Source organism: Streptomyces sp. 4N509B (assembly GCF_052245655.1).
Lineage (GTDB): Bacteria > Actinomycetota > Actinomycetes > Streptomycetales > Streptomycetaceae > Streptomyces.
Genome location: NZ_JBQQBZ010000019.1, coordinates 1 through 16252, shown reverse-complemented (window position 1 = coordinate 16252; position 16252 = coordinate 1). Strand labels below are relative to the sequence as shown.

Below are 16252 nucleotides of genomic sequence, written 5' to 3'. Positions count from 1 at the left end.
CATCCCGGGTCGGTCGTTACGGCGCACGGAGGCCGGGCGTATCGCCCTCCCGGTGCGCGTCCTGCGCGATGGCGAGCACGTGGGGGACGGCTCGCTGGTCCTGCGCCAGGAAGAGGCCGAAGCTCTGTGCGCGGACCTGACACGAATGCTCGCCGGCGCTGTCCCTGCTGGCGGTGATGGAGCATGACCCGTAGTGACCACGACCAGTGGCGCCGGGCTCTGCTGGCAGAGGCGGCTGCGGGCGTCATCCCGAACATGCCCATGTGGCTGCCGCCGTCCGATGTCAGCGCGCGGCGTGTGCCGTGCGGATGTTGGTGGGATGCGGTGAGGGTCCCCGAGGACATCGGCGCCGTCGTGCTGGAGGCGTTGGCGGGGCAGTCGGGGCCGGTGATCGGTGACCGTTGCGACGGCGTCTACAGCTGGCTCGTCGCGCCGGGTGCGGCCGACGGCTGGCGTGGTGGTCTGCCGGTGCAGGTGTACGGCGTCGCGTGCCGTCTGCTGGTGCCGTCGCTCGGCAGCAGCCACACGTGCTGGGTGGAGTGGCTGGTCCAGCCCGAGCCGGGGCGGGACTGCCTGACCGACCCCGGCCTGTTGAACGCCGCCCTCACCGCCGCCGTTGCCGGCCGGGCTCGGCCGGAGTCGGGGCGGTGAGCACCGTGGCGACGATGCAGGATGCGCCGGACTCCGGTGCCGTGACCGAGTTGCTGGGAAGCATGCTCGCTGCTCTGACTCCCCGCGAGGGCGGGGTGTGGGTCCTGGTCCGCGACCTCCGGTCCATGGACGACGGGCCCGTCGTCCGCCGTGCGTGGCACGACCCGGCACCGGCCGCGCGCGTCATCGCGGATGAGATCGGCCGCGACGCGGACGCCTCCGGCGCGTACCTGAGCGTCAGCATGGACGGTGCCTGCGCCTGGGAGTTCGACACCCATCGCGTGACCCTCCGGCTGGAGTGGGTGCCCATCGAGCCGGGAGCGGTTCGGTGATCGGGGATCTCGGCGGCGGTGGTAAGGAGGTGTTGCGGGACGTGGCGCATCCGTGGGTCGGGCGGCGGGTCGTCCATCCGGCCAGTGGGCGGACGGGTCGGTTGGGACTGGTCATGCAGCACCTGCACTACGACCTGTTCGGCCGCGAGAAGCTGCTGTGGACCGAGGCGCACGTCCGACGCCTCGACGGTTCCGGCTGGGAGTGGCGCTTCAACCTCGACGACCTCGCACCCGCCGACGAACAGCAGCAGCGGTCGGGCCCGGCCGGAGAGGAAGAGGCCGGGCGAAGACCGCCGTCGTAGAAGGATCCCGGCCGCTCCCGCAGCGGGGTGGCCGGGCAAGTCCCCCGACCGGACCAGCCCCGAGCGGCAGCGGACGCTCTGCCGCTCCCGCCCCGGTCCGCCCCTTCGCTGGGGTGCCGCAACGCGGTGAGGGACACCCCGCCCACCCCGGGACAGCTGATTCACACCCACAACCCCCGGGGTGGGCACCACAAACCCCCCGCCCGGCCAAGCCGCGCGGGGACGCCGCCCGCCCCGCCCATCCCCCGTCACGGCCGGGCGGGCGGCAGCACACCCAACTCCTGCCCCCGCCCCGCTGGTCGGTCGGGCCCCGGGCAGGACGCCCGCCCCGGGGCGCCAACCTGTCGGGGCGGGCACCCACACACCCGCACCGGCCGGTGAAGCGCGGACGCCCCCTAGCGCGGGGACGTCACCGACCGTCGCTCGTCGCTGGTGGCGGCGCGCAGCCGGCGTTCGAAGTCCTCGTGGCGGCGGGCGCGGGCACGGCGCACCGTGACGGTGACCGCGGCGACGATGCCGGAGACCAGCAGCGCGCACGGCAGGAGCAGACCCAACACCCACAGCGGCGGGCCGCCGCGTTCGCCGAAGGTCCGCAGCAGGTACAGCGTGGCGATGCCGAGCAGCGCCAGGCCCAGCAGCAGCCGGGCGGGCTCGAAGCGGTGGCGTTGCAGCGGCGCCTTCACGGACACGGTCACACCTCCCGTTCCACGGCCACGTAACCGAGGCCCATCTCCAACCAGAGTTCCACGGTGCCCCCCTCGGTCACGCCGTCGGGAGGCCCGTACCGCTCCGTCCACCGCCAGCCGGCGCCGCCCCAGCTGTCGACGGGGCCGCGGCCGGTGGAGCGGCCGTCCTCGTCGTAGGTGAACGCGCCGACGCCGATCTCGACGTGAATGACCAGCCGGGCGCCGCGCGGCACCGTGACCACGAGCTGTCCCGCGCCCGCCTCGACCCGGGTGGCCGCGTACTCGCCCGGGGCCAGCGTCAGGGCGCTGAGGTCGAGCTCCGCGTCGCCGCTGCCGACCTCGTAGCGGGGCCGCAGCTCGTCGGCGGCGACCGGCCGCCACACGCGCTCGGACCAGTTGGTGGTGATGTTCTCCGGCAGCGCGGCGGCGCCGGTCAGCAGCGCGCCGGTGACGACGACGGCGACGAGGGTGCCGACGCCGAGGCGGCCGACGAAGGAGCTGACGGCCAGCCCGAGCCCGAAGATCACCATCGCCGCCGCGAGGCCGACGACCAGCGCCTCGCCGAGCTCGTCGCCGCCCCACAGCCACACCCCGCCCGTGCCGCAGGCGAAGGCCAGGAGCGCCAGCAGGACCACGACGCCGCCGAACCACACGCCGCGCGCCGGGGCGGCCTCGGCCGGCACGCCCTCCGGGGCGACGCCCGGGGCGCCCGCCGCGGTCGCCGCCAGGCCGCCGGCGGCGCGCGACGGTGCCGGGCGCCACGGCGCGCTCGCCGTCGCCGGTGCCGTCGCCGTGCCGCCGTCCACGGTCCCCGCGCGGGCGGCGGCCTCGGCGCGGGCACGGGCCATGGCCGGCCGCGCGGCGGCCGGGCCCCACAGGTACTCGCTGGCCCGCTCCGCCGCCGTGGCGGCGGCGCCCTCCGCGGGGCGGCGCCACCACGACGGGCCGGGCGGCTCGGGCGGCGCGTGCGCCTCGGGCGGCGCGGTCACGCGGTCCACGGCCGCGTCCGTCGGGAGGCCGTCGTCCTCGCCCGCCGCGCCGCCGGCACCGCCCTGCCCGAGGTGGCGGCGGCGCGACCAGGCCGCGGCGCCGGCCACCGCGGCCACCACCATCGTCGTGAACCAGGTGGCGCCGCCGCTGTCGAACGCGGCGACCATCAGCCCGCAGCCGGCGACGACGAAGAGCAGCGCCGTCAGCCCAGGGCCTTCCACGCGGCCCGACAGCATCCGCCGGCCCTCGTTCTCGTCCTCGTCCTCGAACGGGATCACCAGCCACGCCACGCCGTACGCGACGAAGCCGAGCCCGCCGATGACCGACAGCACGGCCAGTGACACCCGGAAGATGACGGGGTCGAGGTGGGTGTAGCGGCCGAGGCCGCCGCAGACGCCGCCGACCACCTTGTGCTCGCGGCTGCGGGCCAGCGGGATCGGCGACGGCGTGGGCGGCGTCGGCCGCGGCGTCGAGCGCGCACTCGGGCGCGACGTCGTCGTGGGTCGCGCGGATCCCTCGGATCGCTCGGATCCCGTCGCTCGCTCCTCGGCCATGGCCACCATGGTGACGCCTGGCCCGCCGTCGCGGCATCGGGGGATCCCCTGGTGCTGCCCCCACCCCGGTCTCGGGGGTCACCCCTGATGTTCACGGCGGCCGGTCCATGTGACGATCAGTGCATGTCCGGGATCGGGACGACGACCACCACCGACGCGCCCACGGCGCAGCCCCTGCCTCCCCTCCGCAAGCTCTACCGCTCGGTCGAGGGCCGCTGGCTGGGCGGCGTGGCGCGCGGTCTCGCCGGCCACCTCGGCCTGCCGGTGGCCTGGGTGCGGCTGGTCTTCCTCTTCCTGCTGACGGCCAACGGCCTGGGCATCCTGCTCTACGGCATCTTCTGGTTCGTGGTGCCGCTGGGCGAGGCGCCCGCGCCCGAGCGGCAGCCCGGCGGGCTGCGGCAGGTGCTGCACCGCGCGGGCAAGGGGAACCTGCTGGCGTTCTGCATGGCGGTCGGCGCGCTCGCCGTGGGCGCGAGCAACCTCCAGATCCCCATCTCGGGCGCGGCGCTGTGGCCGCTGGTGATCGTCGGCGTCGGCGCCGCCGTGGTGTGGCGGCAGGCCGACGACTCGCGCCGCTCGCACTGGGCCGCCGCCACGCGTCGGGGCCGCTGGCTGCCGTTGGCGCGCAGCGCGGCCGGCGCGGTGCTGGTCTGCGGTGGCGTGGCCGGCTTCGTCGTGATCCGCGGCGCCTCGGGTCCGGCCGCGACGCAGAGCCTGGGGCACGTGCTCCAGGCGTCGGTGGCGGTGGTCGTCGGCATCGCGCTGCTGGCGGGCCCGTACGTGGTGCGGATGGTGCAGGACCTGTCGGCGGAGCGGACGATGCGCATCCGCGCGCAGGAGCGCGCCGAGGTCGCGGCCCACGTGCACGACTCGGTGCTGCACACCCTGACGCTGATCCAGCGGAACGCGGAGAACGCGCGGGAGGTGGCGCGGCTGGCGCGCGCGCAGGAGCGGGAGCTGCGGCAGTGGCTGTACCGGTCGGCGGACCCGGAGTCCGACACCGCCGCCGGCCCGGGGTCGGCGGCCTCCGCCGCGGCCGGGGCGGGCGGCGCGGCGGGCGGCGCGGGCGAGCGGCCCGCGCCGGCCACGCTGGCCGACGCCGTCCGGGCCACGGCCGCGGAGGTGGAGGACTACCACGGGGTGCAGATCGAGGTGGTGTGCGTCGGGGACTGCCCGCTGGACGAGGCGCTGGCCGCGCAGGTGCAGGCGGCGCGCGAGGCCATGGTGAACGCCGCCAAGTACGGTGGCGACAGCGCGCCGGTGCGGGTCTTCGCCGAGGTGGAGGGGCGTACCGTCTTCCTGTCGGTGCGGGACCGGGGTCCGGGCTTCGATCCGGACGCGGTGCCGGCCGACCGGATGGGCGTGCGCGAGTCGATCATCGGCCGGATGCGCCGCAACGGCGGCACGGCGCGCGTGAGGTCCACGCCGGGCGAGGGCACCGAGGTGGTGCTCACGATGGAGCGAGCCAGTGACGGAGCGAGGCAGTGACCGAGCGAGCCAGTGACCGGGGCCTTGGCCACGGCAGTGACCGAGCCGGGGACCGGGCCAGGGACCGAGGCAGTGACGGAGTGGACGGATGACGGAGCGCGGCGGCGAGCCAGGGACGCCGGGGACACCGGGGACGGAGACGGCCGGGCGGCGGGCGAGGGTCGTTCTCGTCGACGACCACCGGATGTTCCGCGCGGGCGTGCGGGCCGAGATCGGCGTGACCGCCGAGACCGGCGTGGAGGTGGTCGGCGAGGCGGGTGACGTCGACGAGGCGGTCTCCGTCATCCGGGAGACGAGGCCCGACGTGGTGCTGCTCGACGTGCACCTGCCGGGCGGTGGCGGCGTCGAGGTGCTGCGCCGCTGCGCGCAGCTGACGGCGGCCGCCACCGATCCGGTGCGGTTCCTGGCGCTGTCGGTGTCCGACGCCGCCGAGGACGTGATCGGCGTGATACGGGGTGGCGCCCGGGGGTACGTCACGAAGACGATCACCGGTCAGGACCTGGTGGACGCGATCTTCCGCGTCTCCGACGGCGACGCCGTGTTCTCGCCCCGGCTGGCCGGCTTCGTGCTCGACGCCTTCGCCTCCTCCGAGCCGGCCGCCGCCGTCGACGAGGACCTCGACCGGCTGACCCAGCGGGAGCGCGAGGTGCTGCGCCTGATCGCGCGGGGCTACGCGTACAAGGAGGTCGGCAAGGAGCTGTTCATCTCGGTCAAGACCGTGGAGAGCCACGTCTCGGCCGTGCTGCGCAAGCTCCAGCTCTCCAACCGTCACGAGCTGACCCGCTGGGCCACGGCCCGCCGCCTGGTCTGAGCGGCCCCCGGCTGAGCCGCCCCGCGTCAGCGCGGGGCGCGGGCGGTGTGCACGGTGGTGGCGGTGAGGTAGAAGGTGTCGGTGCGCCGGTGGAGTGAGGCCGGGTCCTTTGGGTCGAGCAGGCGCGCGAGCGTGCCGCGGTCCTCCTCGTCGAGCCAGTCGCCCAGGGACTCGTGGGCCCGCGCGAGGTAGCCGTGGACCACGGCGCGGGCCGCGTCGTCGAGCGGCGCCCGCAGCTCCGTCACGAAGCTGCGGCTGCTGGCCTCGACGAGCCCGGCGCGGGTGAGCATCGCCGGCCAGTCCTCGACGACCGGCGTCGCGTCGGGCAGCGTCTCGCGCATGACGGCGAACCACTCCTCGTTGGCCGCGTCGAGCCGTGCCTGGAGCCCGGGGCGGCCGACGCCGATGTCGCGGGGTAGCACGCGCTGCGGCAGGCCGCCCTCGCTGATCGCGAGCAGCCCGCCGGGGCGGACGCGGCGGGCGAGCGCGTCGAGTGCCGCCTGCTGGTCGCCGAGGTGGTGGACGACGCGGCTGGCCCAGACCAGGTCGGCGTCGGGGAGGGCGTCGAGGTCGGCGCGCTCCGACAGCTCCGCGAGGTGCGTGGTGACGCGGCCCTGGCCGCGGGCGACGGCGCGCTCCAGCAGCCCGGCCGCGCCGTCCACGGCGACGACCTCGGCCTCGGGGAACGCCTCGGCGAACGCGGCGGCGGCCACGCCCGTGCCGCTGCCGACGTCGAGGACGCGCGTGACGTCCGTCAGGCGGGGGCGCAGCCAGGCGATGCTGTCGAGGACGACGCCGAGGTGGACGCCGGCCTGCCGCTCCATCTCGTCGGCCATCTCGTTCCAGTCGATGTCGACGCCGGCGGCGGCGCCGTGGCCGCCGCCGTGGGAGTGGGCGTGGGCGTGGGCATGAGCGTGGGTGGGGGGCGTGGTGTCGTGGTGTGGACGCATGACCGCAGCGTGCATCCGGGGTCGCCGCATTGCAAGCGACGTTGCCACTTCGGCAAACGGGCCGCGGCCCGCGGTCAGCGCGCCCGCGTCACTCCCACTCGATGGTGCCCGGCGGCTTGCTCGTGACGTCGAGCGTCACGCGGTTGACGTCGGCGACCTCGTTGGTGATCCGGGTGGAGATCGTCGCCAGCAGCTCGTACGGGATGCGGGCGAAGTCCGCCGTCATGGCGTCCTCCGAGGTGACCGGGCGCAGCACCACGGGGTGCCCGTAGGTGCGGCCGTCGCCCTGGACGCCGACGCTGCGCACGTCCGCCAGCAGCACGACGGGGCACTGCCAGATGTCGCGGTCCAGCCCGGCGGCCGTCAGCTCCTCGCGGACGATGGCGTCGGCCGCGCGGAGCGTGTCCAGCCGCTCGCGGGTGACCTCGCCGATGATGCGGATCGCGAGGCCGGGGCCGGGGAACGGCTGGCGGTGGACGATCTGCTCGGGCAGGCCGAGCTCCTGCCCGACCATCCGCACCTCGTCCTTGAAGAGCCGGCGCAGCGGCTCGACGAGCTCGAACTCCAGGTCCTCCGGCAGGCCGCCGACGTTGTGGTGGGACTTGATGGTGGCCGTGCCCGTGCCGCCGCCCGACTCGACGATGTCCGGGTAGAGGGTGCCCTGCACGAGGAAGGCGTGGTCGCCCTGGGAGACGAGCTCGGCCTGGGCCTGCTCGAAGACGCGGATGAACTCCCGCCCGATGATCTTCCGCTTCTGCTCGGGCTCGCTGACGCCCCGCAGCGCCTCCAGGAAGCGCTCGGAGGCGTCCACGACCTTCAGGGAGACGCCGGTGGCGGCCACGAAGTCCTTCTCGACCTGCTCGGTCTCGCCCTCGCGCATCAGCCCGTGGTCCACGTACACGCAGGTCAGGCGCTCGCCGATGGCGCGGTTGACCAGGGCGGCGGCCACGGCGGAGTCCACGCCGCCCGAGAGCGCGCAGATCGCGCGGCCCTCCTCGCCGACCTGGGCGCGGATCGCGGCGATCTGCTCCTCCACGATGCTGCCGGCCGTCCAGCTCGGGGCCAGGCCCGCGCCGCGGTAGAGGAAGTGCTCCAGGAGCTGCTGGCCGTGCGTGGAGTGCATGACCTCCGGGTGGTGCTGCACGCCGTACAGCCGGCGGGCGTCGTCCTCGAAGGCGGCGACGGGCACCGTGTCGGTGGCGGCGGTGACGGTGAAGCCGTCGGGCGCGGCGGAGCAGGCGTCGCCGTGGGACATCCACACCTGCTGCCGGGCCGGGGTGCCCTCGAAGAGGGTCGACCCGGGGCGGCTGACGCTCAGCTCGGTGCGGCCGTACTCGCGGGCGCCGGTGTTGTCCACCGTGCCGCCGAGGGCCTGGGCCATCAGCTGGAAGCCGTAGCACATGCCGAAGACGGGGACGCCCGCCTCGAAGAGCGAGGCGTCTATGCCGGGGGCGTCCTCGGCGTACACCGAGGAGGGGCCGCCGGAGAGGATGATCGCCCGGGGGCGGCGGGCCAGCATCTCGGCCACGGGCGTGCTGGAGGGCACGATCTCGCTGTACACCCGGGCCTCGCGGACGCGGCGGGCGATGAGCTGGGCGTACTGCGCGCCGAAGTCGACGACGAGGACGGTGTCGGGCGTGCCGGGGACGTCGCCGGAGGCGGGCGGGGTGGGCTCGGATGCCACGGAGCTGGCTGCCTTTCGTGCCTGGTACCTGGCTGTCGAGTCTACTCAGCCCGGGTGGGTCGCCGGCCCCGCCGGCCGCCGTCGGCCGCCCCACCGGCCGCCCCGCCCCGTCCGCCGCCGACGCGCTCCCACCCACCAACGGTCACCCTCCGACGCGTCACCCGTACGCCGCGTGACCGGCCCGCGCGGGGGTTCGTTGAACGGGATGACCCCGGGGCGACGAGACGCGGCTCCATTGCGGGCGGGGCACGGCGAGGGCTCCGCGTCGCGGGACCACGTTCCGGGATGTGGCCGGGCAGCAGGGGACAGCGGGCCGGCCACGCGGGCGCGGCCGGATTCCGGGACGCCGGGAGCCGGCCGCGTGCGGCACGAGTCTTGCGGGCACGGAGCGACGTCCCCCACCATGCCGACGGAACCGATGGCGGGCCACGGGCCTCACCCCCTCCCCGTCGGCCCGGCCAACGGGCGACGGCGCTTCTCCCCGGGGCGCCCCGCCCCTCAGCACCGGAGCCGCCCTGTCACCGGTGCTGAGACACGGGCCTCGGCCTGTCGTTTCCCCTCCGTAACGGCAGGCCGGGGCCCACCCTTCCGCGCCTCTCCCGGGCCCCCTCCCGAATCTTCTCCACGCCTTCCTCACCAATTCCCGGCAGCTTGTGGCGCCTTCGTGTCTGATTCGTGATCAGGTGCGAGGCAACCCGGGCACACGGTGGCGGGTCCTTCACCGTGAAGGGGTCCGCTCCCACTCCCCCGGGGGGCGGCCCCTTCGCCAACTCTCCCCGCTCAACGGCCCTGCGACGACCCTCCGACGGCCGCCCCGGCTCACCAGCGGAGCGCGGCGAAGGCGCCCGGCGGAACGGCCGGGTCCCTGGGCGGGACGGGGTCGAGCCTGCGGTAGGCGTACGGCGCCTCCTGCGGCGGGCGTGCGTCGGGCTCCCCCCGGTTGGGCCACAGCGCCATGGCGCGCTCGGCCTGCGCGGTGATGGTGAGCGCCGGGTTCACGCCGAGGTTCGCGGAGACGGTCGAGCCGTCGACGACCGAGATCCCCGGGTGGCCGTAGAGCCGGTGGTAGGGGTCGACCACGCCCGCCTGGGGGTCGGCGCCGATGACGCAGCCGCCGAGGAAGTGCGCGGTGAGCGGGGTGCCGATCAGCTCGCCGACGTTGGTGCCGGCGAAGCCGTTGATCGAGTCGGCCAGGTGCCGGGCCGCCTCGGCGCCCTCGGGGATGAAGTCGGGGTTCGGGGCGCCGTGTCCCTGACGGGCGGTGAGCAGGCCACGGCCGGGGCGGCGGGTGCGGCGGTAGGTGGTCAGGGAGTTGTCGTGGGTCTGCATCACCAGGGCGATGATGGTCCGCTCCGACCACCGGCGGTTGGAGAGCGATATGAGGAACAGCAGCGGGTGCCGCAGCGTCGTGGCGGCGTACGCCAGCAGCGGGGGCATCCGGCCGCCCTGCCGGAACTGCTTGATCGCCAGGAACCCCATGGCGTTGGAGCCCTTGCCGTAGCGGACGGGCTCGACGTGGGTGTGCTCGTTGGGGTGGATGGAGGAGGTGATGGCCACCCCGCGCGTGAAGTCGGGCGTCGCGCCGTAGCGGCGGGGGTTGGTGCGGGCGCCGAGCAGCGCCTCGGAGTTGGTGCGGGCCAGGGCGCCGAGGCGGTCGGACAGGCCCGGCAGGGTGCCGGTGTCGCGCATGCGGTGCAGCAGCGCCTGGGTGCCGTAGGTGCCGGCGGCGATGATGACGTGCCGCGCGCGCAGCGTGCGGGCGCGGCGGCGGCGCCGGCGGGGTGAGGCGTTGGTGGGGACGACGGTGACCTCGTGGATCCGCTCCTCCCCTCCCTCCCCCGCCCGTCCCACCTCGCGCACCTCGGTGACGGTGGTCAGGGGGTGGACCTCGGCCCCGGCGCGCTCGGCGAGGTGGAGGTAGTTCTCGTTGAGGGTGTTCTTCGCGCCGAAGCGGCAGCCGGTCATGCAGGCGCCGCACTCCAGGCAGGCCCGGCGGCTCGGTCCCGCGCCGCCGAAGAACGGGTCGGGCACCTCCTCGCCCGGCTTGGCCGTGCCCGCCGTGCCGTCGGCGTCCTTCCCGTCGCCGAAGAAGACGCCGACGGGGGTGAGGTGGAAGGTGTCGCCCACGCCCATCCGCTCGGCGGCGTCCCTCAGGTGCTCGTCGGAGGGGGTGACGGTGGGGTTGAGACGGACGCCGAGCATGCGGCGGGCCTGCTCGTAGTACGGGGAGAGCTCGTCCTGCCAGTCGGTGATGTCGGCCCACTGGCGGTCCTCGAAGAACGCCTTCGGCGGCACGTAGAGGGTGTTCGCGTAGTTGAGGGAGCCGCCGCCGACGCCCGCGCCGGCCAGCACCATGACCTTGCCGAGCAGGTGGACGCGCTGGATGCCGTACAGGCGCAGGCGCGGCGCCCACAGGTAGTCGCGCAGCCGCCAGGAGGTCTTCGGGAGGTCGGAGCGGGCGAAGCGTCGGCCGGCCTCCAGCACGGCGACGCGGTACCCCTTCTCGCTCAGCCGGAGGGCGGCCACGGAGCCGCCGAAGCCGGAGCCGACGACCACGACGTCGTAGTCGCAGTCGTCCCGGGCGCCCCTGTCGGTCCTGGCGGCCCTGTCAGTCCTGGCGGTCGTGTCGTCGCGGGCCATCGTCTACCGCACCCTGAGGGACTTCAGGGCCTTCATCCCGAACGTCAGGAGCGCGGCGTAGCGCCGGTCGTCCATGCCGAGAGAGGGCGCCAGCGGCAGCACCCGCTGGTGGGAGATGGTCTGCGACTCGGTGTACTTCCAGATGCCCTCGGCGCCGTGGCGGCGGCCGACGCCGGAGTCCCCCATGCCGCCCAGCGGGGACTGGACGCTGCCGTAGGCGGCGGCGTAGCCCTCGTTGATGTTGACGCTCCCGGTGCGCAGCCGGGCCGCGACGCGGCGGGCGCGGCGGCCGTCGCGCGAGAAGACGGCGGCGTTGAGGCCGTAGGCGGTGTCGTTGGCGCGCGCGACGGCCTCGGCGTCGTCGGCGACGGGGGTGATGGAGACGACGGGGCCGAAGGTCTCCTCCTCGCAGACGAGCATGGGTGGCTTCACGTCGGTGAGGACGGTCGGCTCGTAGAAGAAGGCGCTGAGGTCGGGGCGGGCCTTGCCGCCGGTCAGCACCGTGGCACCGTGGGAGACGGCGTCCTCGACGTGGCGGACGACGCGGTCGAGCTGGGTGGCCGAGACGAGCGGGCCCATGTCGGTGCCGTAGTCGAGGGAGGCACCCAGCCGCATCGCCTTCGTCGCCTCGACGAAGCGCGTGGTGAACGCGTCGGCGACGGAGGCGTGGACGAGGATCCGTTCGATGCCGACGCAGATCTGGCCGGTGTTGGCGAAGCAGCCGCGGACGGCGCCGGCCGCCGCCTTGTCGAGGTCGGCGTCGTCGAGGACCAGCATCGGGTTCTTGCCGCCGAGTTCCAGCGTGGCGCCCACGAGGCGGGCCGCGGCGCTCTGGGCGACGGTGCGGCCGGTGCGGGTCGACCCGGTGAAGACGACGTAGTCCGCGCGGCCGACCACCATCGGGCCGACGACGGGCCCCTCGCCGAGGACGACCTGCCACAGCTCCTCGGGCAGCCCCGCCTCGATCAGGAGCCGGCGGGCCCACAGCGCGGTGAGCGCCGCCTCGGTGTCGGGCTTCATGACGACGGCGTTGCCGGCGGCGAAGGCGGGCAGGGCGTCGCCGACGGACAGCTCCAGCGGGTAGTTCCACGGCGAGATGTGGCCGACGACGCCGCGCGGCTGGCGCAGCTCGCTGGTCTGGGTGAGGACGGGTATGGCGCCGAGGCGGCGGCGCGGGCGGAGGTAGTCGGGGGCCCTGCGGCCGTAGTGGCGGGCCGAGACGGCGACGGCCATGACCTCCTCGTGGGCGGACAGCCTGGCCTTGCCCGTCTCGATCTGGATCAGGTCCAGCGCCTCGTCCTGCCGGCGCAGGAGGAGGTCGTGGAAGCGGAGGAGGACGGCGGCGCGGCGACGGACGGGGACCGCGGCCCAGGCGCGTTGCGCGGCCCGCGCGCGGTCGAAGGCCGCCGCCACGTCGGCGTCGTCGGCCTCGGGCAGCTCGGCGAGGTGACCGCCGCCCGTCAGCGGGCTGTGGCAGCTGGTGGTTCCCCTGCCGACGACGCCGTCGGCCAGTCGCTTCACGAACGTGTCGGTGACAAGCCGCTCGACGCGGTCCTGGAGGTCTGTCTGTGACTCCGCTGTCCTCATAGGCGGGAGGGTACGGTGCCGCGCTGCCGCTGACTACCTAGCGGTAACCGCTTTTACGGCATCTCCGCTTTCGGTTGTCAAGACCGGCTCACCCCGCCGTCGGCCCGGCCCTCCCGTCCGACGCCCCCGTCCGGGCCCTCGCCTCGGTCCTGAACGAGTCCCGCCCCAAGCCCCGTTCAGCCGGCGGCCTCCCCGTCGTCGATCACGAGGCTCTCGACGACGTCGGCGTACAGCTGCTCGCCGTAGGCGCGGGAGTGGCCCGACTCCCCCGGCATGCCGACCTGGACCCGCCACCGGTGGTCGGTGCCCTCCTCGGCGTGGAAGAGGGCGAGCGCGCGCCGCAGGTGGTCCTCCCCCTCCGAGGCGTAGGCGTCGCGGGCCTCAAGCCACAGCTCGGCGCCCTCGCGCTCCTGGAAGACCGTCTCCCCGAAGTCGCCGTCGACGTCGTCGTAGGAGAAGCTGTCGTGGTACTCCTCCAGCACGTCGTTGGCGATGTTGAGGGGGCTGCGGCCCTCCTCGTCGTCCCAGGACCAGACGCTGACCTGGAAGATGCCGTCGCGCGAGGTGTAGTTCACCCGCGAGGGGTCCTCGGGGTCGGTGGAGCGCTCGAAGGAGCGCGGCACCTCGAGCGTGAACCGCAGCTCGTCCTCCTGGTGGGTGCGCCACTCCTCGGTGAACGCGGTGCTCTCCTCCTCCCCACCGAACGGACTGGTGGGGCTGAACGGGGCGAGCAGCACGCCCGTCGCCAGCACGGCGCCGGCCGCGAAACCCGCGAGCAGCGCCCGGCCGCGGCCCCGCCGCCCGCCCTCGCCGGCACCCGGAACCGCGCCCGGAGCCGTTCCCGCAACCGCGCCCGGGAGCGGCGGGGCGCCCGGCACTCCGGGGGCGAGCCGGGTCGCCCCCAGCGTCGCGTCGGGCGGCGGCGCGGCGACGGCCGACAGCACGCGGCGGATCTCCTCCGCCCCGGGACGGGCGGCGGGCTGCTTCGCGAGCAGCCGCAGCACCAGGCCGGCCAGCGGCTCCCCCGCGCGGACGGGCGCCTGCGGCTCCGCGCTCGTCACCGCCTGCACGGTGGCGGCCTGGTTGCTGCGGCGGAAGGGCGAGACGCCCTCCACCGCCGCGTAGAGCATCACGCCCAGCGACCACAGGTCGGACTCGGGGCCGGGACGGTGGCCGGCGATCCGCTCGGGCGCCGCGTACTCGGGCGAGCCGACGAAGACGCCGGTGGAGGTGAGCTGCTGGTCCCCCTCGACGTGGGCGATCCCGAAGTCGGTGAGCACCACCCGGCCGCCCCGCCCCAGCAGCACGTTCGCCGGCTTCACGTCGCGGTGCAGCACCCCCGCCTCGTGCGCCGCGACCAGCGCCTCCAGCACCGCGAGGCCCACGCGCGCCGCCTCACGCGGCTCCAACGTTCCGGTCTCCAGCACGTCGGCGAGCGACTCGCCGCGCACCAGCTCCATCACCAGCCACGGCTGGTCGTCCTCCACCACCACGTCGTGCACGGCCACCACGGAGGGGTGGGTCACGCGGGCCGCCGCACGGGCCTCCCGCCGCATCCGGGCGTGGAGGTTCGCCCGGTGTTCCTCTCCCACCGAACGCGGCAGGCGCGGCTCCTTCACCGCCACGTCCCGGTCCACGACCTCGTCCCGGGCCCGCCAGACGGTGCCCATGCCGCCGTGTCCCAGCCGCTCCACCAGCCGGTACCGGCCGCCCAACAGCCGCCCGCCGTCCCGCGACCCGGTGGGCTCGGCGCCCGGCGCGGGCGCGGCGGACCCACGTTGCGGGGTGGGTGGGGTGGGCGGGGCCGGGGGCGTCGCCAGCTGGGCGGTCCGCGCCTCGGGCCGCGGCGGCGCCGCCGAGACGGCCGCCGGGTCCGGTGGCCGCAGACCGTAGCTGGTGGTCTCGCTCTCGTCTCCCCCAGAGGTGTGCATGCCACCATCTATACCGGGCGGGTCGGAGCGACAGGTTCCCCGGGTCGGGGACAGGTACACAGTCGTGACAACGCCCCCGCGACCCGACCTCGGGCCGGGGCGCCGGCGGTCAGTCGGTGACGGCGTAGCTCGTGGAGGTCGTCTCGTTGATCTCCTCCAGCTCGGCCTCCTGGCTGGCCGGGCCGCGGACCATCACCACGTGGTAGTGCCCGTCCAGTATCACGACCTGGTTGAACGCCACCCGCTGCTCGTCGCCCTCGCGCCAGGCGAAGACGCCCGTGACCATGGCCGAGTCGCCGACGCCGATGTCGTAGACGTCGCGGGAGCTGGCGTAGGAGTCGGCGCGGTACGCCTCCAACTCTGGTTCGAGGTCCAGCTGGTAGTCCATCAGGTCGTCGCCGAACTCGGCGGTGCTGTCGCGGCCGGACACGACGACGATCTCCAGCGGCCCGTCGGCGTAGATCACCTGGCCCGCGGCGTTCTCGCCCTGGCGGCGGAAGCCCTCGGGCACGGCGAGGCTGAAGCCCGCCGGGTCCTGGACGGACTCGAAGCCGCCGGGCATCGACGGCGAGGCGCCGTCCCCGTCGCCGTCTCCCCCGCCGCCCCCGCCGCCCGCGCCGTCCTCCGTGGGCTCGGGCGCCGGCTCGTCGTCCTCGCCACCGGTCGAGGGCGAGGGCGTGACCTCGGGGTCCTCGATGGGACCGCCGGTGTCGGCGGGCGGCACGGCGGCGCCGTCCCGGCGGTCGCCGTCCGACATGAACGCCACCACCGAGGCGATGGAGGCGACCAGCCCGGCCAGCACCGCGGCCAGCAGCATCCGCCCCAGGTGGCGCGGCCCGCGCGCCGCGCGGGTGCGGTGACGGCGGCGGAGCGGACCCACCAGCGGACCCCGTCGGCGCACTATCGGCAGCCGCCTCGGGTCCGCGGGACGCCCCGGCTCCAGCGCGGGCGGCGGGGCGGTGACCGTGTGCTGACCCACCTCGGGCTCGGGGGCGCTGCGCAGCAGCGAACGCAGCCAGCCGCGCAGCTCCTCGGCGCTCGGCCGCTCGGTGGGGTCCTGCCGCAGCAGGGACTCGACGACCGGGCGCAGCGCGCCGCAGTCCTCGGCGAACGCCGGCTGCTCGGCGCAGACCGCCTGGGTCAGCTCGGCGGCGCTGTCCTCGGGGTAGGGCGGGTATCCCTGGACGGCGCGGAAGAGCAGCACGCCCAGCGCCCAGAAGTCGGCGGCCGGGCCGACGGGCGGGGCCAGCCGCCAGTGCTCGTAGACCGGGCCCGCCTGCTCGGGCGCCCAGCGCTCGGTGACCGCGCCGACGGTGGTCATGCGGGCCTGGCGGGCACGCTCGGCGGCGAGCGCGGTGTCGGGGCCGCGGTACCGCTCCACGCGCGTGGGCGGGGCCCCGTGCGGGGTGGGAGCGGCGGAGGCGGCCGGGACGGCGGGCAGCGGGGCGGAGGCGGCCTGCGGCGCGGGGGCGGCCGGCGGCGTGTTCGCCGGCCACTGGGGCGGGCGGGGGGTGCGGGGCTCCGTCTCCCAGCCGGGGCGCACCGGGTGGTTCGGCTGGTGCGGCTGGTGCTGGCCGGGCAGGGGCACGGGGCCCGTGCCGCCGGCGGCGGTGCCGTCACCGCCCTGGCCGCCCTGGCCACCGCGG

Annotated in this window: 12 protein-coding genes and 1 pseudogene; 5 read left to right on the top strand and 8 right to left on the bottom strand. The window is 75.5% G+C overall.

Annotated features, from left to right (window positions below; translation table 11 throughout):
- The first annotated feature begins 183 nt into the window (after positions 1 to 183).
- The 3 genes from ACTWP5_RS18250 to ACTWP5_RS18240 all read left to right on the top strand — a co-directional run bounded on the left by ACTWP5_RS18250 (position 184) and on the right by ACTWP5_RS18240 (position 1285).
- A complete protein-coding gene (locus ACTWP5_RS18250; protein ID WP_443222053.1) occupies positions 184 to 651 on the top strand; it encodes a hypothetical protein in 468 nt (155 codons plus the stop codon).
- A 14-nt stretch (positions 652 to 665) separates the two neighbouring features.
- Positions 666 to 983, top strand: a complete 318-nt coding sequence (locus ACTWP5_RS18245) for a hypothetical protein (protein ID WP_443222052.1) — start codon at positions 666 to 668, stop codon at positions 981 to 983.
- 113 nt (positions 984 to 1096) lie between these two features.
- Positions 1097 to 1285 (top strand): hypothetical protein, encoded by a 189-nt coding sequence (locus ACTWP5_RS18240; protein WP_443222051.1) that lies wholly within the window; start codon positions 1097 to 1099, stop codon positions 1283 to 1285.
- A gap of 395 nt (positions 1286 to 1680) precedes the next feature.
- On the opposite strand, the gene ACTWP5_RS18235 is transcribed toward ACTWP5_RS18240, so the two are convergent.
- Both ACTWP5_RS18235 and ACTWP5_RS18230 read right to left on the bottom strand, forming a co-directional pair.
- Positions 1681 to 1974, bottom strand: a complete 294-nt coding sequence (locus ACTWP5_RS18235) for a hypothetical protein (protein WP_443222050.1) — start codon at positions 1972 to 1974, stop codon at positions 1681 to 1683.
- A gap of 2 nt (positions 1975 to 1976) precedes the next feature.
- A complete protein-coding gene (locus tag ACTWP5_RS18230; protein ID WP_443222049.1) occupies positions 1977 to 3515 on the bottom strand; it encodes a PspC domain-containing protein in 1539 nt (512 codons plus the stop codon).
- A gap of 123 nt (positions 3516 to 3638) precedes the next feature.
- Between ACTWP5_RS18230 and ACTWP5_RS18225 the strand changes: the two genes are divergently transcribed.
- Positions 3639 to 5003 carry a PspC domain-containing protein gene (locus ACTWP5_RS18225; RefSeq protein WP_443222048.1) on the top strand — a complete coding sequence of 455 codons (1365 nt, stop codon included), beginning with the start codon at positions 3639 to 3641 and terminating at the stop codon, positions 5001 to 5003.
- Positions 5004 to 5091: 88 nt separating this feature from the next.
- Positions 5092 to 5814, top strand: coding sequence for a LuxR C-terminal-related transcriptional regulator (locus ACTWP5_RS18220; RefSeq protein WP_443222047.1), 723 nt, complete (start codon positions 5092 to 5094; stop codon positions 5812 to 5814).
- Between the two features lie 26 nt (positions 5815 to 5840).
- Here ACTWP5_RS18220 and ACTWP5_RS18215 read toward each other — a convergent pair whose 3' ends face one another.
- From ACTWP5_RS18215 to ACTWP5_RS18190, 6 genes and pseudogenes are all read right to left on the bottom strand, one after another.
- Positions 5841 to 6764 (bottom strand): class I SAM-dependent methyltransferase, encoded by a 924-nt coding sequence (locus ACTWP5_RS18215; RefSeq protein WP_443222046.1) that lies wholly within the window; start codon positions 6762 to 6764, stop codon positions 5841 to 5843.
- An 88-nt stretch (positions 6765 to 6852) separates the two neighbouring features.
- Positions 6853 to 8448, bottom strand: a complete 1596-nt coding sequence (guaA, locus tag ACTWP5_RS18210) for a glutamine-hydrolyzing GMP synthase (RefSeq protein WP_443222045.1) — start codon at positions 8446 to 8448, stop codon at positions 6853 to 6855.
- Positions 8449 to 9267: 819 nt separating this feature from the next.
- Entirely contained in the window at positions 9268 to 11088 is a 1821-nt protein-coding gene (locus tag ACTWP5_RS18205; protein ID WP_443222044.1) for a GMC oxidoreductase, read from the bottom strand.
- 3 nt (positions 11089 to 11091) lie between these two features.
- On the bottom strand, positions 11092 to 12675 hold the full coding sequence (locus ACTWP5_RS18200; protein WP_443222043.1) for a succinic semialdehyde dehydrogenase: 1584 nt from the start codon (positions 12673 to 12675) through the stop codon (positions 11092 to 11094).
- A gap of 176 nt (positions 12676 to 12851) precedes the next feature.
- Positions 12852 to 14606 (bottom strand): serine/threonine-protein kinase, encoded by a 1755-nt coding sequence (locus ACTWP5_RS18195; protein ID WP_443222042.1) that lies wholly within the window; start codon positions 14604 to 14606, stop codon positions 12852 to 12854.
- Positions 14607 to 14715: 109 nt separating this feature from the next.
- Positions 14716 to 16252, bottom strand: a pseudogene (locus ACTWP5_RS18190) (protein kinase); the annotation flags it as partial.